Origin of the sequence: Nonomuraea sp. NPDC050328 (assembly GCF_044459405.1) — a bacterium.
GTDB lineage: Bacteria > Actinomycetota > Actinomycetes > Streptosporangiales > Streptosporangiaceae > Nonomuraea.
Window position 1 is genome coordinate 225895 of sequence record NZ_JBITIW010000013.1, and the last position, 18220, is coordinate 244114.

Annotated in this window: 18 protein-coding genes; 8 read left to right on the forward strand and 10 right to left on the reverse strand. The window is 71.3% G+C overall.

Annotated elements, in window-relative coordinates; translation table 11 throughout:
* Positions 1-14: 14 nt before the first annotated feature.
* The 3 genes from ACIBG7_RS37645 to ACIBG7_RS37655 are packed head-to-tail and all read right to left on the reverse strand — an operon-like array spanning position 15 to position 1851.
* Positions 15-914, reverse strand: coding sequence for an NAD kinase (locus ACIBG7_RS37645; RefSeq protein ID WP_357931309.1), 900 nt, complete (start codon positions 912-914; stop codon positions 15-17).
* Positions 911-1720, reverse strand: coding sequence for a TlyA family RNA methyltransferase (locus ACIBG7_RS37650; RefSeq protein WP_357931306.1), 810 nt, complete (start codon positions 1718-1720; stop codon positions 911-913). Before ACIBG7_RS37650 ends, ACIBG7_RS37645 begins: the two co-directional genes overlap by 4 nt.
* Positions 1717-1851 (reverse strand): hypothetical protein, encoded by a 135-nt coding sequence (locus ACIBG7_RS37655; RefSeq protein WP_357931305.1) that lies wholly within the window; start codon positions 1849-1851, stop codon positions 1717-1719. Before ACIBG7_RS37655 ends, ACIBG7_RS37650 begins: the two co-directional genes overlap by 4 nt.
* 166 nt (positions 1852-2017) lie before the next feature.
* Here ACIBG7_RS37655 and ACIBG7_RS37660 point away from each other — a divergent pair, with 166 nt between their 5' ends.
* The 3 genes from ACIBG7_RS37660 to ACIBG7_RS37670 are packed head-to-tail and all read left to right on the forward strand — an operon-like array spanning position 2018 to position 3903.
* The gene (locus ACIBG7_RS37660) at positions 2018-2356 is read left to right on the forward strand and encodes an SCP2 sterol-binding domain-containing protein (RefSeq protein WP_357931302.1); all 339 of its coding nucleotides are present in this window, start codon (positions 2018-2020) and stop codon (positions 2354-2356) included.
* A gap of 51 nt (positions 2357-2407) precedes the next feature.
* The gene (locus ACIBG7_RS37665) at positions 2408-3151 is read left to right on the forward strand and encodes an ABC transporter ATP-binding protein (RefSeq protein ID WP_397339328.1); all 744 of its coding nucleotides are present in this window, start codon (positions 2408-2410) and stop codon (positions 3149-3151) included.
* Complete coding sequence (locus tag ACIBG7_RS37670; RefSeq protein WP_357931297.1) at positions 3151-3903, forward strand: ABC transporter permease; 753 nt, start codon at positions 3151-3153, stop codon at positions 3901-3903. Before ACIBG7_RS37665 ends, ACIBG7_RS37670 begins: the two co-directional genes overlap by 1 nt.
* 236 nt (positions 3904-4139) lie before the next feature.
* Here the strand turns inward: ACIBG7_RS37670 and ACIBG7_RS37675 are convergent, their stop codons facing one another.
* Positions 4140-5144, reverse strand: a complete 1005-nt coding sequence (locus tag ACIBG7_RS37675) for an HAD-IIA family hydrolase (RefSeq protein WP_397339329.1) — start codon at positions 5142-5144, stop codon at positions 4140-4142.
* A 27-nt stretch (positions 5145-5171) separates the two neighbouring features.
* On the opposite strand from ACIBG7_RS37675, the gene ACIBG7_RS37680 reads away from it, so the two are divergent.
* Positions 5172-5597 (forward strand): TipAS antibiotic-recognition domain-containing protein, encoded by a 426-nt coding sequence (locus ACIBG7_RS37680; protein WP_397339330.1) that lies wholly within the window; start codon positions 5172-5174, stop codon positions 5595-5597.
* A 984-nt stretch (positions 5598-6581) separates the two neighbouring features.
* Here ACIBG7_RS37680 and ACIBG7_RS37685 read toward each other — a convergent pair.
* Positions 6582-6974 carry a tetratricopeptide repeat protein gene (locus ACIBG7_RS37685; RefSeq protein ID WP_357931291.1) on the reverse strand — a complete coding sequence of 131 codons (393 nt, stop codon included), beginning with the start codon at positions 6972-6974 and terminating at the stop codon, positions 6582-6584.
* 116 nt (positions 6975-7090) lie between these two features.
* On the opposite strand from ACIBG7_RS37685, the gene ACIBG7_RS37690 reads away from it, so the two are divergent.
* Positions 7091-8317 (forward strand): DUF1015 family protein, encoded by a 1227-nt coding sequence (locus tag ACIBG7_RS37690; RefSeq protein ID WP_397339331.1) that lies wholly within the window; start codon positions 7091-7093, stop codon positions 8315-8317.
* 177 nt (positions 8318-8494) lie between these two features.
* Here the strand turns inward: ACIBG7_RS37690 and ACIBG7_RS37695 are convergent, their stop codons facing one another.
* Complete coding sequence (locus ACIBG7_RS37695) at positions 8495-9325, reverse strand: single-stranded DNA-binding protein (RefSeq protein WP_397339332.1); 831 nt, start codon at positions 9323-9325, stop codon at positions 8495-8497.
* Positions 9326-9433: 108 nt separating this feature from the next.
* Here ACIBG7_RS37695 and ACIBG7_RS37700 point away from each other — a divergent pair, with 108 nt between their 5' ends.
* Positions 9434-10357, forward strand: coding sequence for an MBL fold metallo-hydrolase (locus ACIBG7_RS37700; RefSeq protein WP_357931284.1), 924 nt, complete (start codon positions 9434-9436; stop codon positions 10355-10357).
* Between the two features lie 93 nt (positions 10358-10450).
* On the opposite strand, the gene ACIBG7_RS37705 is transcribed toward ACIBG7_RS37700, so the two are convergent.
* Positions 10451-11557: a hypothetical protein gene (locus ACIBG7_RS37705; protein WP_397339333.1), complete on the reverse strand. Its 1107-nt coding sequence runs from the start codon at positions 11555-11557 to the stop codon at positions 10451-10453.
* On the opposite strand from ACIBG7_RS37705, the gene ACIBG7_RS37710 reads away from it, so the two are divergent.
* Complete coding sequence (locus tag ACIBG7_RS37710) at positions 11501-13042, forward strand: hypothetical protein (RefSeq protein WP_397339334.1); 1542 nt, start codon at positions 11501-11503, stop codon at positions 13040-13042. The genes ACIBG7_RS37705 and ACIBG7_RS37710 overlap by 57 nt on opposite strands.
* Positions 13043-13214: 172 nt before the next feature.
* Positions 13215-13946 carry an SAM-dependent methyltransferase gene (locus ACIBG7_RS37715; protein ID WP_397339335.1) on the forward strand — a complete coding sequence of 244 codons (732 nt, stop codon included), beginning with the start codon at positions 13215-13217 and terminating at the stop codon, positions 13944-13946.
* Positions 13947-13987: 41 nt separating this feature from the next.
* Here the strand turns inward: ACIBG7_RS37715 and ACIBG7_RS37720 are convergent, their stop codons facing one another.
* From ACIBG7_RS37720 to ACIBG7_RS37730, 3 genes are read right to left on the reverse strand one after another with little or no spacing between them, the layout of a single operon-like run.
* Positions 13988-15217 (reverse strand): trypsin-like peptidase domain-containing protein, encoded by a 1230-nt coding sequence (locus tag ACIBG7_RS37720; protein ID WP_397339336.1) that lies wholly within the window; start codon positions 15215-15217, stop codon positions 13988-13990.
* Positions 15210-16499 (reverse strand): serine protease, encoded by a 1290-nt coding sequence (locus ACIBG7_RS37725; RefSeq protein WP_397339337.1) that lies wholly within the window; start codon positions 16497-16499, stop codon positions 15210-15212. The genes ACIBG7_RS37720 and ACIBG7_RS37725 overlap by 8 nt, the downstream gene beginning before the upstream one ends.
* The gene (locus tag ACIBG7_RS37730; RefSeq protein ID WP_397339338.1) at positions 16492-17679 is read right to left on the reverse strand and encodes a serine protease; all 1188 of its coding nucleotides are present in this window, start codon (positions 17677-17679) and stop codon (positions 16492-16494) included. The genes ACIBG7_RS37725 and ACIBG7_RS37730 overlap by 8 nt, the downstream gene beginning before the upstream one ends.
* Positions 17680-18220: the final 541 nt, after the last annotated feature.

The following is an 18220-nucleotide window of genomic DNA, read 5'->3' on the forward strand; positions in this document are numbered from 1 at the left end:
CGCGCACCAGCCTGTCAAGGTCGCACCCTTCCACGCCAACCCTGCACCGGGAGCTCGAATTTCGCTACGAGCCGGTCGGTGAAGGGAGCGCCCGTGTTCTCCAGCCCGCGGATGCGGGCCAGCCGTACCGGCGTGTCGGACCGGCGCACCTCGACGCGGGTGCCGGCGGGCAGGTCGTAGCGGCGGCGGCCGTCGCACCACAGCACCCCGCCGGGCGTGTCGGGCAGCACCTCCACGGCCAGCGTGGAGCGCGGCGAGACGACCAGCGGCTTGGCGAACAACGCGTGCGCGGCCACCGGCACCATCAGCAGCGCCTCCACCTCCGGCCAGACGACGGGCCCGCCCGCGGAGAAGGCGTAGGCGGTCGAACCGGTCGGGGTGGCGCAGATCACCCCGTCGCAGCCCCAGCGCGACAGCGGCGCGCCGTCGATCTCGGCGACGACCTCCAGCATGCGCTCGCTCTTCTCGACGCTCGCCTCGTTGAGCGCCCAGGTGTCGGCGATGAGCGTGCCGTTCTGCCTGGCCACCACGTCGATGGTCATGCGCTCCTCGACGTCGTAGCGGCCGGCCACGAGCTGGTCGACCGCCTCTTCGAGGTTCTCGACCTCGGCCTCGGCCAGGAAGCCGACGTGCCCGAGGTTCACCGCGAACAGCGGCGTGCCGGTGGGCCTGGCCACCTCGGCCGAGCGCAGCAGCGAGCCGTCGCCGCCGAGCACGATCATCATCTCGGCGTCCTTGGCCGCGTCCGGCTCGCAGCAGACCACCTCGACGCCAGGGGAGGCCACCTCGCGCGCCTCGTCCTCCAGCACGCGGACCGTGAATCCGGCGCCGAGCAGCCGGTCGATGACCAGCCGCGCGCTGTCGATCGCCGCCTCGCGTCCGGTGTGCACCGAGACCAGCACTGTTCGCCTCATTGCGGTCCCTCCGCGACGGCTCGGCGTACCTCGGCCTCGATGTCGGCGACCGGTGGTTCGCCCTCACCCTTGCCCAGCCACAGCAGGTACTCGACATTGCCCGACGGCCCCGGCAGCGGGCTGTAGGTCACTCCTCGTACGGCGAGGCCGAGCCCTCCGGCCGCCGCGGCCGCCTGCCGTACCGAGTCGGCGCGCAGCTCCGGGTCGCGCACGACGCCGCCCGCGCCCACCCGTTCCTTACCCACCTCGAACTGAGGCTTGACCAGCATGACGAAGTCGGCCTCCGGCGCCGCGACCGCGACCAGGGCGGGCAGCACCAGTTTGAGCGAGATGAACGACAGGTCGCCGACGATCAGCGTGGGCGGCTCGCCGACCAGCTCGGGGGTCAGGTCGCGGACGTTGACCCGCTCCATGACCGTCACCCGCGCGTCGGTGCGCAACGACCAGGCGAGCTGGCCGTAGCCGACGTCCACCGCGAGCACGTGGGCGGCGCCGTGGCGCAGCAGCACGTCGGTGAACCCGCCGGTCGAGGCGCCCGCGTCGAGGCAGCGGCGCCCCTCGACGGTCAGCGCCTTGAAGGTCTCGAGCGCGCCGAGCAGCTTGTGGGCGCCGCGCGAGACGTAGTCGGGACCCTCCTCGGCGCTGACCACGACCGCCGCGTCCGTGCCGACCTGCGTGGCGGGCTTGGTCTTGACCTGCCCGCCGACGCTCACCCGCCCGTCCTCGATCAGTTGCGCGGCCTGCTCCCGCGAGCGCGCCAGACCCCTGCGGACCAGCTCACTGTCGAGCCTGACCCGCCGGCTCATGCATCCACCGAGGCCAGCGCCTCCTCCAAGGCGGCGTAGGCCTCCTCGAACACCCTGACGTGCTCCCCCACCGGCAGCTCGGCCACCCGGTCGAGCCCTCGCACGACCGCGTCGACCCGCTCTTCACTCATGACATGACCGTAACGCACCCGGCACCAGGACCGGTCTGTCGCACGTTGAAATCAAGCGGGTAACGCTACCTTCCGTACAAGCCTTCCAGGCGTACATCCGGGCACACTTCCGGGCAGACCTTCGGGCCGCCGGGGGATCCGGGCACAGGGGAAAGGACACAGCACCATGGCAAGCGTCGAGGAGTGCCGGGCGGCTCTGACCAAGCTCGTCTCGCAGTTCGACGAGATCGACGAGGCCGACCGTGCCAAGCACGTGGTCGACCGCACGGTCGCCTGCCGGATCACCGACCTCGACGTGACCTTCCACGGGCGCCTGCACGGGGGGCGGCTGGAGATCACCGACGAGCCGGCGGGCAAGCCGGCCGACATCCGGCTGTCGATGGCGAGCGACGACCTGATCAGGCTCGTCGACGGTGAGCTCGACATGGCCCGTGCCCTGCTCGGCGGGCGGGTGAAGATCGACGCCAGTTTCGGGGACCTGCTGCGGCTGCGCCGCCTGCTATAGTTAACGTATCCGTTAACTATTAGCGGAGGACTTCACGATTGCGAGGTCTTCATGAAGGCGATCGTCGAGGCCGAGCGGCTCAGCCGCGCCTTCGGCCGGCGCACCGCAGTGGACCAGCTCACCTTCCACGTCGCCCCCGGCGAGATCTTCGGCCTGCTCGGCCCCAACGGGGCCGGCAAGACCACCACCATCCGCATGCTCGCCACTCTCCTCCCCGCCACCTCCGGCGCCGCCCGCGTCTGCGGCTTCGACGTGGCCTCCCGTCCCGCCGAGGTACGGCGGCGCATCGGCTACGTCCAGCAAGCGGTCTCCCCGATGGGCTTCTACCTGCTGACCGGCCGGGAGAAGGCCGAGATCGAGGCGAACCTCTACCACGTTCCGCGCCGCCGGGTCCGCGACCGGGTCGCCGAGGTGCTCGACCTGGTCGGCCTCAGCGACAGCGCCGACCGGCTGGTCCAGGAGTACTCCGGCGGCATGCAGAAACGCCTCGAACTCGCCTGCGGCCTGCTGCACCGGCCCGACCTGCTCATCCTGGACGAACCCACCCTCGGCCTCGACGTGCAGTCGCGCCACCACCTGTGGGACCACATCCGCGGCCTGGGCGTCGCCGTCCTGCTGGCCACCAACTATCTGGACGAGGCCGACCGGCTCTGCGACCGGCTGACCATCCTCGACCACGGCTCCGAGGTCGTCACCGGCACGCCCGCCGCGCTGAAGGCCGACCTCGGCGCGGCCTCGCTCGACGAGGTGTTCCTCTCCTACACCGGGCACGCGCTGCGCGAGGAGGTGGCCTGATGCAGGAGATCCTGGCCCTGACCCGCCGCTGGACGATCATCGTCCTGCGCGAGCGGCTCAACCTGCTCTTCAGCATCCTGCAGCCCGCCGTGTGGCTGGTCTTCTTCGCCGGCGGGCTCAGCGGGGCGGTGCGCATCGACGACTACATCGCCTTCGCCCTGCCCGGCGTCATCGCCTTCACCGTCGTCGGCAACGGGGTCAGCGCGGCGATGCCCCTGCTGTTCGACAAGGAGACCGGTTACCTCGACAAGCTGCTGTCCATGCCGATCCGGCGTAGCTCGATCATCCTGTCGCGGTTCCTGTTCCAGCTCGGGATGAACTCCGTCCAGGTCCTCGTCATCCTGCTCGTCGCCCTGCCCCTGGGCGTACGGCCGGCCGCCGGGCCGCTCGGGGTGCTGGCCATCCTGGTCACGGCCGGGCTGCTCACCCTTGCCGTCACCGCCGCCGCGCTCGCCCTGGCCTGTGCGGTGCCCTCGCACGGCACCTTCTTCGCGATCACCGGGTTCGCCACGTTGCCGTTGCTGTTCATGAGCAACGCCTTCGTGCCGTTGTCGGCCATGCCCGGGTGGATGGAGCCCATCGCCCGGGCGAACCCGCTGACGTACGCCATCGAGGCCATGCGGTTGCTCACCCTGGACGGGTGGGGCTTCGGGGTGCCGGTTGCCTTGGGGGTGCTGGTGGTGGCTTCCGGGGGGTTGCTGTGGCTGGGCTCCTGGGCCTTCGCCCGCCAAACCGCCCAACGCGTCACCTAACCCACCTACTAGTCTGACCCGGAACCGTGGGACTCCAGCCCCAGAGGGCGCGCCCCCGACACCCTCGGCCCCGGACCCCGGGGTGCGGGGTCCGGGGCTTCGGGGCTCAGAAGCCCGAGGTCCGGGATTCGCGGTCGGAGGTGTGGGAGCAGGGCTCTAAAGCTCGCGGCCTGGGGGCGCTCGGGGGCGGGGTCGTCGGGGTCCGGAGGTTCGGGGTCACGAGGGCCGTTCGAGGCCTAAGGGCGGTTTAGCCGGGCGAGGGCGGGCTCAACCGCTCCCGGGTCGGTGTTGTCCACGGTCCATGCCGCCCGGCACGCCTCCCGAAGCCCGTCGATCCAAGCCCCATCCCCCTCCAGCCACAGACTCCCATCCCGCCAGAACGCTCGCCACCCATCCGACCCCTGGCCGAGCGAGCGAGCAGACGCCTCGGGGTACGGCTCATGCAACCCGCCCAGATCCTCAGCCACATACGTCGGCCGATGGTCAGGCACCGCCGTCAGCAGGTCGAGCGGCGTCGCCACCCCGGTCAGCACCAGCAGGCTGTCCACCTTCGCATTGCTCGCCCCCTCGATATCGGTGTCCAGCCGATCGCCCACCACCAGCGGCCGACTCGCCCCAGTCCTGATCATCGACTCCCGATGCAGCGGCGGATCCGGCTTGCCCGCGTACACCGGCTCCACCCCGGTAGCCGTCGCGATCACCCGCACCATCGACCCGTTCCCCGGCAGTTCGCCCCGGTTGGTGGGCATCGTCGAGTCCCGGTTGGACGCCACGAACATCGCCCCCTCCCGCACCGCCAGCGTCCCCTCGGCCAGCAGCCCGTACCCCAGCCCGGGCGCGATCCCCTGCACCACGGCCACCGGCTTCTCCGCCGCCGTGCTCACCGGCCGCAACCCCTGGTCCCGTACGGCATGCCGCAACCCCGTGCCGCCCACCACCAGCACCTTCGACCCCGCCGGGACCTGCTCGGCGATCAGCCTGGCCGCCGCCTGCGCCGACGTGACCACGTCCTCCTTGGCCGCGGGAACTCCGATATCGGTCAAGTGCTGGGCGATCGCCGACGGAGTCCGAGACGCATTGTTCGTCACATACGCCAGCCGTACCCCCTTTGCGCGCGCCCGCTCCAACGCCTCGGGCGCCCCGGCCACCGGGTGTGCCCCCAGGTACACCACCCCGTCCAGGTCCAGCAACAGCGTGTCGTACCCGTCGATCAGCACCGATTCCTCCGATTTGACTCTCACGCTGCGTGAGACTCTAGCGTCGCTCCCATGACACCCGAGGAACGCGCCGACCTCTTCGGCGATTTCAACCCCGACACCTACGCCGCCGAAGCCGAGCAGCGCTGGGGCGGCACCCCCGCCTGGGAGCAGTCCCAGCGCCGTATGGCCTCCTATGGCAAGCAGGACTGGCAGCAGTTCATGTCCTCCTTCGGCGACCTCTCCGCGCGCATCGCCAACCTCATGCACGCCGGCGTCCCCACCACCAGCGCTGAGGCCATGGACCTGGCCGAGGAGCACCGCTTGCTCCTCACCCGCTGGTGTTACGACTGCACGTACGAGATCCACCAGGGGCTGGGCGAGCTCTACGTGTCCGACCCCCGATTCACCGCCTCCATCGACGCCACCGCCCCCGGCCTGGCGCAGTACCTCCGCGACTCCATCACCGCCAATGCCACCCGCGCCACCACCTCCTGACACCAATACCTGGTAAGGACCCCACCACTTCAAGGCCCTTCCAACCGCCACATCCCGACCCGCCATCCGCCCCGGAACCACCACAGCTCAAGCCGCAACACTGCGAACCCGCCACACGGTGAACCCCCAGAAGGGGGAACCGGCTGCACGGGGAACCCCCAGCACGGTGATCGGGCTGCACAGGGAAACCTCCGCACGGGGACCCTCCGCGCACGCGAACCCGCCGCACGGTGAAACCTCCGCACGGTGAACCCGCCGCACGCGCGAACCCGGCAGCACCCCTGAACCTCCTCCTGGTGGGGTCGGGACGCAGAGGTCGCCGGACTCGCTAGGCGGCCCACCAGGAGCGGGGTCCAAAGCCCGCGCCCCGTGGCGAAAAGCCGACACCCACGGTCCGCGGTCCGAGGGCCGAGTCCGAAGGACGAAGGCCAGGGAGCGGGGCCGAGGTGCGACTGCGCCACGGGGCTACGCGCCCCGGGGAGCGCCCTGGTACGGAAGGCTCTGCTACGGAGCGCCTTGGTACGGAGCACAGGTTCAGGCTCCGGGCTCCAGGGGCGGGGCGGACTCCAAGGAACCGACCCGGCGTCCCGCACCCCTAGGTGGGACGCCAGGAGCCAGGGACCGCCCGAGGCTAGGGGTCGGGTCCCGGGATCGAGGGCTCGCCCAGAGGTTCAGGACTGGCCGCAGAAGCCAGGGTTGACCCAGGAGCCGGGGTTGACCCAGGAGCCGGGGCACGGGGTCCAGGGGCAGGGGTCCAGGGGCCGGACTCCGTGGTACGTCTGCGGAGTCCGGCGTCTGGAGTCCGGGGGTCCGGGGGTCCGAGGGTCCGCGGGCCGGGGTCCGAGGGTCCGAGGGCCGGGGCTCCGAGGGCCGGGGTCCGGGCCGGGCCCGAGGCGGGGTCCGAGGGTCCGGGGTCCGAGGGTCCGGGGTCCGGAGGCCGAGGGTTCGGAGGCCGGGGTCGGGGCTATGGGGAGGGGCTTGGGGTTAGGCGGATTCCTTTCGGGCGCGGAGGGTGGCGCGGACGTTGCGGAGGGCGTTGGTGTAGTTGCGGTCCTCTGGGCGCATGGCGACGGCGATGGCCAGGGGTTCCTGGGCCGCCTCCATGTGGCCGGCCCGCCACAAAGACAGGCCGAGGCCGAAGTAGGCGTAGTCCTCGGTGGGGTTGGAGGTGATGATCTGCCGGAAGCTCTCCGCCGCCTCCGTGTACTGCCGGGAGTTGAACTGCGCTCGCGCCAGCGCCTCCCGGATGCTGCGCGAGTGGGGTTCGAGGAGGGCGGCGCGTTCGAGAAGGGCCGCGGCGGCGGCAGGGCTGCCCTCGTCCAGCAACCGCACGCCACGCTGGTACCAGTCGTAAACGTCACCTTCAGGGCTGGTCATGAGTTCTCCTCCGGGGTGCTCATGACCATGGTGTCGTGTCTATGGATGACCTCACTTCGATCTGTCATGGCGGGCCTCCTCACACCAGCTTCCGGCTATGTGGGAACATGCCCGATATGGCGACTCCCGAACTGCCGGTGCCCGATGGGCTGGTGCTACGTCCGTTCCGCGGAGTCCGGTTCGCGGTCGATGATCCGGCCCAGGTCACGTCGCCTCCGTATGACCTGATCTCGGAGGCCGACGTCGAGGTGCTCCTGAGCCAGCACCCTTACAACGTCGTCCGGCTGATCCTGCCGAGCGGTGATCGTTACGACACCGCTCGCGACACGCTGCGTGAGTGGCTCGACTCCGGTGTGCTGGTGGCGGATCCCGAGCCGGCCCTGTACGTGTACGAGCAGCAGGGGCCTGGCGTGCTGCAGCGCGGCCTGATCGGCGACATCGGACTGGCGCCCGGAGCGGTGTTGCCGCACGAGGACGTCATGCCGGGGCCGGTGGCCGACCGGCTGGCGCTGATGAGCACGACCCAGGCCAATCTCGAGCCCATCTTCCTGCTGCACTCGGGCGGGCCTGAGCTGGACCTGTCCCGTCCTCCGCTGGTGGACGCGCTCACCTCTGACGGGGTGCGGCATCGGCTGTGGGCGATCACGGACCCCGCCGAGATCGAGGCGATCAACGCCGGGCTGCGCGGGAAGCGGGCGCTCATCGCGGACGGGCATCACCGGTATGCCACCTACCGTGAGCTGCAGAGCCGCGAGCGGGCGGCCGGACGTGGGGACGGGCCCTGGGATTTCGGGCTCGCCCTTCTCGTCGACTCCGCCGCCTATCCGCCGGATCTCAAGGCCATTCACCGGGTCATTCCCGGGCTGGCCCTGGGTGAGGCGGCGGCTCGGGCCAAGGGGGCTTGGCGAGTACAGGACATCGGATCCCTTTCCGAGGGCCTCGCGGCGCTCGACTCGGCGGTTGGGCCGGCGTTCTTGCTGGGGGGTGCGGAGGGGTTCCACCTCATGAGCGATCCCGATCCCATGCAGTTGGCCAACGGCATGCGGGCTGACCGGTCTGAGCGGTGGAACTCATTGAACACGGCTGTGCTGGATGAGTTCGTGTTGCCCAAGGTCTGGGGGATGCGGGACGACGAGGAGTCTGTGCGGATCGTGCATCACGATGCCGAGGCGGCGGTGCGGCAGGCGGCTGAGGCGGGTGGGACCGCGGTCATTCTCAAGGCGCTGGATGTGGCGGATGTGATGGCCGTGGCTGAGGCTGGGGAACGGGTGCCGCGTAAGTCGACCTCGTTCGGGCCCAAGCCTCGGACTGGGCTGGTTCTTCGGACTTTTGCCACCGGGTAGGTAGCTCGCCTCTGCGGCCGGGTGGCCGGCCGAACTAGCTGGGTGGCTGGGGTCCGCCTTCGCCGCGTGGATCCGCCTTGGGGGGTGGATTGTCCGGCTTTGTCGTGGTCGCTTCCGGCTCCCGCGGGGGCGGGAGGGGGCCGAAGACGAGGTGGCGTAGCTGCATGACCAGGCCGATCATGCGGCTGACAGGTAGGTGACCGGGCGGGGTGGCAGCAGGGCCGGGCTGGGGGTTGGTTCGGCCGGAGTTTCGTGGCAGCGAGTCTCGGTTTCTGGGCCTGAGCGGGCCGCTGTGCCCGAGTCTGCGTGGGGCAGGGTGTCGCGCTCGGGGGGATTCGGGGGGACGGTCACGTCTCTGTGTCCGCGAGGCCCGGGAAGCGTGTCGCGCCCTGGGCGGGCGGTGCCGGCGCGTCGGGCGGGCCTTGGAAGGACAGCGGGCCCCTTAGGAGTGGCGGCCCCCTTCGGAGCGGTGGCCCCCTCAGAGGCGGTGGCCCCCTCAGAGGCGGTGGCCCCCTCAGAGGCGGCGGGTCCCTCAGAGCTGGCGGGTCCCTCAGAACTGGCGGGCTCCTTAGAGGTAGCGCGCACCTCAGAGGCGGAGGACTTCTCGGGAGTGGCGGGAGCCTCGGAGGTGGCGAGTTCCGCGGGAACCGCGGGCTGCGGGTGGGAGGGGCACGAGGCTGGGGTGGGGAGGGGCGTGGTGGGGACGGGGATGGGGCGGACGGTGTGGGCTTCGACCTGGTAGTCCCAGGTCTTGGCACGGGACGGGCCCCAGATGCGGCAGCGGAGGGAGCCGTCGACCTCGACGGCGTCGCCGCGCGAAAGGCCGCGGATGATGGCGGCGACGGCCGGGTCGAAGCTAACGCAGGGGACGACGTCGACCGGTTGGCCACGGCGAGGGCGGCGGCGGACGCTGAGGCGCCACTTCACCATGACGTCCCCGCTCGGCATGGGGCGCTCCTCGGGGTCGCTGGAGAGGCGGCCGGAGATGTGTACGTCGTTGCGGTCCATGTGACCTCCCTGTCGAGTCGAACAGGAGATCACTCTTTACGATGAGAGCAAGCCCGGAGTGCGCCCGAGCGGCGTTCTGGGGATACCCGTCCTTGTCGGGAGACGCTTGTGGACAACATCACCGCCCTCGGCGGAGACGTGTACGAGATCGACACGAAGATGGCCGGATACGCGGGGATCACCGCGGGCTACCTGATCCTGGGCGACCGCCCGTGCCTGGTGGAGACGGGCACCGCGACCTCGTCCGAGACGGTACGGGACGCGATCACGGCACTGGGGGTGGGCCCGGAGGATCTGGCCACCGTGGTGGTCACGCACATCCACCTCGACCACGCCGGTGGCGTGGGGGACATCGCGCGGTATTTCCCTAACGCCCAGGTCGTCGTGCACGAGAAGGGCGCCCGGCACCTGGTCGATCCGGAGCGGTTGATGAAGAGCGCCCGGATGGTCTGGGGTGACCGGCTCGACACGCTGTTCGGGGAGATGTCCCCCACCGAGGCCGAGCGCGTGGTCGCCCTAGGTGACACCGGCGCGATCGACCTGGGCAACGGCAGGAAGCTGGCCAGCCACTACTCCCCCGGCCACGCCAAGCACCACGTCGGCCTGATCGACTCCTTCACCGGCGACCTGTACGTCGGCGACGCGGCCGGGGTGTACATCCCGGAAACCAACGACGTGCGCCCCGCGACCCCTCCGCCGGACTTCGACCTCCAGACGGCACTCGACTCGATCACCCTGTTCCGCGACCTGCAGCCGCAAAGACTCCTTTTCAGCCACTACGGCCCGGTCAACGCGGTGCAGGAGACTTTGGAGCGATCGGCCGAGGAGCTCAACATCTGGGTGGATCTGACCAAGCGCGCCCACGACGAGGGCATGGACCTCGACCACGCCGTCGCCATGGTCCGCGACCGCACCCGCGAGCGCTACGCCGCCCTGGACTCCGAAGAGCTGGCCGAACGGTTCGAGCTGCTCAGCCCCGCGGCGTCCAACGTGGCGGGCATCATGCACTGGCTGGGCAAGGCGACTCCCTGACGGCCCCGGACATGCGTACGGCTCCGCCGTACCGGATCAGCGTCCGGTACGGCGGAGCCGTACGACACGAGGTCAGGCCTCGTTGTTACAAGGTCAGTCCTTGTCGTTCTTCTCCGCATCGGCGGAGTCGTCACGCGAGTCGTCGAAGACGGGCTCGATGAAGGCCGGAGTCACGCCCGACTTGGCGTGGTCGTCCTGGGCGTCATCGGAGGCGTTCCTGACGTCCGAGCCGGAGTCCTCCGAGAGGTCGTCGTCCTCATCGTCCTCGTCCTCGAAGTCGTCTTCGTCGTCCAGGATGTCCTCGGCTTCGCGCAGGGACTCCTCGTCGTCTTCGAAGTCGTCGTCGTCCTCGTCGTCCTCGTCCGAGTCCTCGGAGTCGTCGGAGTCGAAGTCGGCCTCGATGTCGCGGTCCTCGTCCACCGCGTCCGCCGGCTCGACGAGCTCGTCCTCCTCGCCGCGCCCGGCGTCGGGGTCCTCGTCGACCGCCTCGGGCCGCTCGGGGGTGTCGAGCACGTCGCCGAGGTCGACGTCGAAGTCCTCACCGAGGTCCTCTTCGTAGTCCTCCTCGATGTCCTCGATCACCGCGCCGGTCAGCTCGGCGTAGCGGTCGGCGGCGTCGGTCTCGCCGTCCTCGTCGAAGGCCATCGCCCGGGCGAACCAGTCGACCGCCGCCTGCTGGTGCCCGGCCTCGGCCAGGGCGTCGGCGTAGGCGAAGGCCAGCCGGGCCGACCACGGCCGGGGCTGTGCGTCGCGCAGCTCGGGGAGCCGCTGCAGGGTGATCACGGCCGCGTCGTTCTGGCCGAGGTCACGCCGGGCGCCGGACTCGACGATGGCCAGCTCGATGCGGCCGGCGCGGTCGAGCCGCTCGGCCTCCCGGGACTTGACCAGGTCGAGCGCCCGCTCGGGACGGCCCAGGCCGCGCTCGCAGTCGGCCATGACCGGCAGGTAGGCGTCAGAACCGTTCAGGCGACGCGCGGCGCGCAGGTCGCTGAGCGCCTCGGCGTAGTGACCGGCACGGTAGGCGACCACACCCGCGGCCTCGCGCACCACGCCGAGCCGCGCGGCGAAGCGCCGGGCGACCTTGACGTGCTCGTGCGCCTGCTCGGCGTCGTCCTCGGCGAGGGCGCGCTCGGCGGCCACGAGGTGGCGGCCGACGAGTTCGGCCAGGTCAGTGGGGAGCGAGCGGAGCTCGTCGCGCACGTCGCGGTCGAGGTCCTCGATCGTGATGTCCGGCGCCACCTGGGGCATCGGCTCGCGCTGGGGCGCGTCCTCGCGGTCGGAGCGACCGAAACGGGCGCGGCCTTCGCTCTGCTCGCCGTCACGGTTGTACGGCCGGCGGTCGTCGCGGCGCTCGAAGGGGCGGCCTTCGCGGCGCGGGCCACGGTCACCGAAGTCACGACGCGGGCCGCGGTCACCGAAGTCCCTGCGCGGGCCGCGGTCGCCGAAGTCCCTGCGCGGGCCGCGGTCGCCGCCGCCCTCCGGACGCGGGGGGCGGTCACCGTACTCGCGGCGGGGGCCGCGGTCGCCGCGGTCGTCGCGGTCACGGTACCCGCCACCGCCACCCTCGGGGCGGGGGCCACGGTCACCGAAGTCACGACGCGGGCCACGGTCGCCGAAGTCGCGACGGGGACCACGGTCGCCACCGCCCTCGGGACGGGGGCCACGGTCACCGAACTCACGGCGCGGGCCACGGTCGCCACCGCTCTCCGGACGGGGGCCACGGTCACCGAACTCACGGCGCGGGCCACGGTCGCCAAAGTCCCTGCGCGGGCCACGGTCACCGAAGTCACGACGGGGACCACGGTCGCCACCGCCCTCCGGCCGCGGGGGGCGGTCGCCGAAGTCACGGCGGGGGCCACGGTCGTCGCGGTCACGGAACCCGCCACCCTCAGGACGGGGGCGGTCACCAAACTCACGACGCGGACCACGATCGCCGAACTCGCGGCGCGGACCACGATCACCAAAGTCCCGGCGCGGGCCGCGGTCGCCGAAGTCACGACGGGGACCACGGTCGCCACCGCTCTCCGGACGCGGACCACGATCACCGAAATCACGGCGGGGACCACGGTCGTCGCGGTCACGGAACCCGCCACCCTCAGGACGGGGGCGGTCACCAAAGTCACGACGCGGACCACGATCACCAAAGTCACGACGGGGACCACGGTCACCACCGCCCTCGCGACGCGGACCACGGTCACCAAACTCACGACGCGGCCCACGGTCGTCACGGTCACGGAACCCGCCACCAGACCCCTGCGGACGCGCCCCCCGGTCACCGAAGTCCCGGCGCGGCCCCCGGTCCCCGCCACCCTCGGGACGCGGACCACGGTCACCGAACTCCCGACGCGGCCCCCGGTCGCCATACTCCCGCCGAGGCCCGCGGTCGCCGGAGTCACGGCGAGGCGGAGTGCTGTCATCCCGGTCGCGGAACCCGGTCCCGCCGCCCTCAGGGCGCGGCCCGCGGTCGCCATACTCGCGGCGAGGTCCGCGGTCGTCCCGATCACGGAACCCGCCACCTTCTCGCCGAGGCCCGCGGTCGTCACGCGAGCGGTCGTCGGAACGGAACGGACGCCCACCCCGAGAGTCGCGCCCCCGGTCTCCCCCGTAGGAACGCCTCTCCCCGTCACGAGGCCCGTCACCGCGCCGGCGGTCGTCGTCCGATCCGTTGTCTCTGTTCACTTCTAGGTCCATTCACGTGGCTGACGCTTTACGCGACGAAGGCCACCCGTGGTGGGGTGGCCCGGTCTCTCCAGCCTAGCAAGGCTGTGATGCGCACGTGACCCAGGGCGAGCCCGATGCCGGGGACCTGCCAGGAATCCGTTCGCCACTCGCCGGGTGATGCCGAACAATACCCTGCATGTCCCTCCGCTTTCATGAGATCGCCGAAGCCGGCCACCGCATCCTGAATCCCTTCTCCGCCGAGAAGCTCCGCCTGCTGGGCGAGATCTGCCGGATCGCCCCCGGCACCCGCCAGCTCGACCTGGCGTGCGGCAAGGGCGAGCTGCTGAGCTCGTGGTCCTCGGCGTACGGCCTGCGCGGCGTGGGCGTCGACATCAGCCACGTCTTCCTGGACGCCGCCCGGGAACGGGCCGCGGAGCTGGGCGTGGCGGAGGACGTCGAGTTCGTCCAGGGCGACGCCGGCGCCTACGACGCCGGCGCGGGGACCTTCGACATCGTCTCCTGCATCGGCGCGACGTGGATCGGCGGCGGCCTCGCGGGCACCCTCGGCCTGATGCGCCGCCCGCTCAAGGCGGACGGCCTGGTCCTGGTCGGCGAGCCGTACTGGTCGTCGGAGCCTCCGCCCGGCTACGGCGAGGACCTGAAATTGACGTCGCTGGCCGGCATCGGCGAGGTGATCGAGCGGGCCGGGTTCGAGCTGGTCGAGATGGTGCTCGGGAATCAGGACGACTGGGACCGCTACGCGGCCTCGCAGTGGCTGACGCTGAGCGACTGGATCCGGGCCAACCCGGCCGACCCCGAGATCGAGCAGGTCAAGGCGTTCCTGGACAGCGCCCGCCGCTCGTACCTGGAGTGGCAGCGCCCCCACCTGGGCTGGGGCGTCTTCGTTCTGCGCCCGGCCGCGGCCTGACCGGCGCGGCCCCGCCCGGTGGCACCCGGGCGAGGCCGCGTTCAGCGGGCCTTCGCCGCCTTGAGGTACTCGCGCACGTACAGGTGCCCGGGGTCGAGCGCGAGCACGCGGCGGAACTTCGCCAGCGCCGCCTGGTGCCGCCCGGCGAAGTAGTCGCCGAGCCCCGCCCGGTAGACGCGCGAGGTCTCCGACCACACCGGCCGCACCCCGGCCGCGCCGAGCCGCTGCTTGATCAGGCTCGCGGGCAGCACCATGCCGAGCGTCTCCGTCTGCTCGCCGAGCAGCGGGTCGCTCAGCACCGCGACGGTCATGCCCGCCGCCCTGCCGTCCGCGGTCAGCACCGGCCCGCCGGTGTTGCCCGCGTAACTGGGTGCCTGGGTCTGCAGGTACGGCACGCCGAACGCGGTCACCCGGCGCCCGTTCATCGGCCCCTCGGTCAGCAGCGGCCGCATCCGCGACCGGTCGCTGAAGGTCGCCGAGTCGACCAGCGTGCGCGGGTAGCCGTTGACGTAGAGCCGGTCGCCGATCCGCACGCCGGCGTCGTCGCCGAGCCGGATCGTCGGCAGGTTCCGCGCCCCCTTCAGCTTCAATAGCGCGAAGTCCACGCCGGGGAACTCCTCGCCCCGCGCCAGCACGGAAAGGGGCTTCAGATCCGGACGGGCCTTGCCGGTCGGCTGCTCCAGCAACATCGTGCTCCGGAGCCCGGAGACTTTCAGATGCCGGGCGTTGAAGGCCTGGAACAGCCCTTGCGCCAGCTTCGCCAGCCCCTCGTCGGGCTTGCTGATCTTCGCCGCCTTGAGGAAGGCCTGGCCGTCCCCGCGCGAGACGATCGGCGCCATCACCTCGGCGACGGCGAAGGCCCGCAAAGTGGCCCCGTCGTAACCCAGGCACGAGGCCGCGGTGACCATGTGCCCCTGCGGCGTCACCCACCAGCCGGTGCAGGAGTTGACCGCGGTCATCGGCTGCTTCCGGTACGGCTTCGCCGGCCGCACGTAGCGTCCGACGTCGCCCAGGGCGGTGCGGAGCACCCACTTGAGCTTGCTCGTCCGGTCCGCCGGGATGCGCCCGGCCGCGGCCTGCTGGTGCGCTTTGCCGTACAGCTTGGCGAAGGCCTTGGTCAGCCGCGGCGCCGGGACGGTCACGGCGGCGGTCTGGACCGAGTAGATGTGCCGGACCGCGGGGTCGCTCGCGGCGGCGACCAGGGTGCCGGTCTCCGGCGGCTGCGCCGAGCCGGCGGCCAGGCTCACCGCCAGCACGAGTGTCTTAAGCATCGTTGCCCCTCTTGGCGGTGATCTGCCGGATGTAGTCGCGGGCGTAGGGGTGCGCGGGATAGAGCGCGAGCGCCTTGCGGAACTTCGGCAACGCCGCCTGGTACCGCCCGGCGAAGAAGTCGGCGAGCGCCTCGTCGTACCCGCGCGTGGTCTCCGACGTGACCGGCCGCACCCCGGCCTTGGCGAGGTGGGCGCGGATCACGCCGACCGGCAGCACGGTGCTGCTCTGCTCGGCCTCGCCGCCGATGGAGCCGGTGCGGAGCCCGGCCGACAGCAGCCCGGCCACCCGGCCGTGCCGGTCGAACACCGGCCCGCCGGAGTTCCCGCCGTAGCTGGGGGCCTGCGCGTGGATGTACGGCACGCCCTTGGGCGTGGTGATGAGCCCGTTGTGGATCCCGGCCGTGAAGATCGGCTTGAACGCCGACTTCGGGTCGATCGGGTTGGTGCTGAGCGTCGTCCCGATGGTGTTGCCGGGGAACCCGCTGACGTACAGCGGGTCGCCCACGCGCACGTCACCGGCCCGGCCGAGCGGCACCGTCGGCAGGTTCCGCACGCCTCGGATCTTCAGCACCGCCACATCAGGCCCCGGGTACGGCGAGCCGTCGGTCAGCAGATCGACCGGCAGCCGCCTGATCTTGCCCTTCTCCAGCCGCACCAGCGAGTAGGCCGCGTGAGCGCTCTTGACCCGCATGGTCTTGACGTGGAACCCCTGCAGCAGCTCGGCGGCGAGCTGGCGCAGCCCGCGGTCGGGCGCGGCCAGCTCGCGGTGCGCCTTCAGGAACGCGTCGGTCTCGCCCTCGATGCGCTTGAGCAGCGCGATCGTCAGGTGCTGGGCGGTCAGATCGGACTTGGTCATCTCCACGCAGTGAGCCGCGGTGACCAGGTGCCCCTGCGGGGTGATCACCCAGGCGGTGCACGAACCGGGTCCGAGGTCCGTCTTCACCTTGCGCGTCTTGCCCGGCCGCACATAGCGCGCCGGGTCGGCCGCCGCGGTGCGGAGCACCCACTTCAGCCGGCTCTGCCCGTCGGCGCCGATCCGGCCGGCCCGGGCCTCCTTCTTGGCCTGGTCGAAGAGCTTGGCGTAGGCCTTGGTCGGCTGCGGCTGCGCGACGAGCAGTTCGGCGGTGAACCGGGCGGCCAGTTGGTGCACGGCCGGCTCGGTCCGGGCCGCCACCAGCGTGGCGGTCGTCGGCGGCCGCTCGTTGACCTCGGCGTGCGCGGTCGCGGGCAGGTAGGCGGTGGTTCCGGCCAGGCTCACCGCCACCGCGATCGTCCTAAGCATCGCTCCCCCTCTTGCTCTTGGCGGTGGCCTGCTGGATGTAGTCGCGCACGTAGGGGTGCGCCGGGTGCAGCGCGAGCACCTTGCGGAACTTGGGCAACGCCGCCCGGTACCGCCCTGCGTAGAAGTCGGCGAGCGCCCGCTCGTAGACGCGCGTGGTCTCCGAGGTGACCGGCCGCACCCCGGCCGCGGTCAGGTGCTCGCGGAGGAGCCCGACCGGCAACGCCAGTGTGGTGATCTCGCTCCGGGCCCCGATCCGCGCGTCCTGGACCACCGTCGCCACCAGCCCGACGACCCGTCCCCGCTCGTCCAGCACCGGCGCCCCCTCGCTGCCCCGGTAGGCCGGAATCTGTGTCACGAGGTACGGCACGCCGGCCGTGGACACCCGACGCGAGGTGTAACCGCCCTCGGTCAGCAGCGGTCGCCGGCGGGAGGCGGCGTCGAGCAGCGCGCTGTCGCTCAACGGACGCGGGTGGCTGCTGGCGAACAGCAGATCACCGGTCCGGACGTCGCCGTCCAGGCCGAGCGGCAGCGTCGGCAGGTTGCGCGCCCCCTTCAGCTTCAGCACCGCGACGTCCCGGCCGGGCCACTCCTGACCTCGCGCGACCAGCGACAACCTCGCCGCGTCCCCCTTCAGGAACTCCTCGAAGGTGCCCAGGTAGCTGGCCTCGGCCCGGCGCTTCACCTGGAGGTGCCGGGTGTGGAAGAGGGTGAACACCTCCTCGGCGAGCTTGGCCATGCCGTCGTCGACCTGGGCGTGCTTGGCGAACGCGGCCAGCATCTCCTTGGTGTCCGCGCGGACGAACGGGGCCAGATCCTTGCCGGAGAACGCCGGCTTCACCGCCGCCTCGCTCTTGCCCGCCGCGCAGCGGGCCGCGGTCACCAGGTGCCCCTGTGGGGTCAGCCACCAGCCGGTGCACGTCTCGTGGGTGAGCGCCTGCCGCAGCCTGGGCTGGTTGCCCGGCTTCAGGTAGCGGTTCACGTTCTGGGCGACTTCCTGCAGGACCCACTTCAGCCGGCTCTGCCGGTCCTTCGGGATGCGTCCGGCCGCGGCGTGCGCGTCGGCCTGCTTCACCAGCTTGTTCAGGGCCCGGGGCTGGACCACGGGGGCCGGGACGACCAGGGTCGCCTTGTAGGCCCAGGTCACCTGGCGTACGGCAGGCTCCGCTTTCGCGGCCACCATCGTCGCCGCCGGGACCTTCCCGTGCTGCGCCTGCTCCCTTGCTGACGGCGTCGTTGTGAGGACCGTCGCCTGAGTCGTTGTAGACGTCGTCGTATTGGTTGTCGTGTCTGCTGCTGTGCTTCCCGCCTGAGCCGGCCCTGGCGCTACGGCCATGCCCAGCAGGCTCAGACTCGCCACCGCCAGTGCCTTCCCCTTCACCGCTCCACCCGTTTCTGTGGTCCGTGTCTGGGGGGAGCTTGCGCTCGGCTGGTGGCGGGCGGCTAGCAGGGCGCCAACGTCTGCTTGCGACGGACTTGCAGGTTCCTGGGGCCGTGGTCGATGTTCCATTCCGTTCCACCCGGCTCCCGAGGCGGGCCGTTGAGTTCCGTCCGGCAGTTGAGTTCCGTCCGGCGGTGCGGACAGGCCGGAAAACGCAGAAAGGGCCACCCCGTGACGGGATGGCCCTTTCTGATCAATATTTGTGCGGCGGCGACCTACTCTCCCACACCCTGGCGAGTGCAGTACCATCGGCGCAGAGAAGCTTAACTTCCGGGTTCGGAAT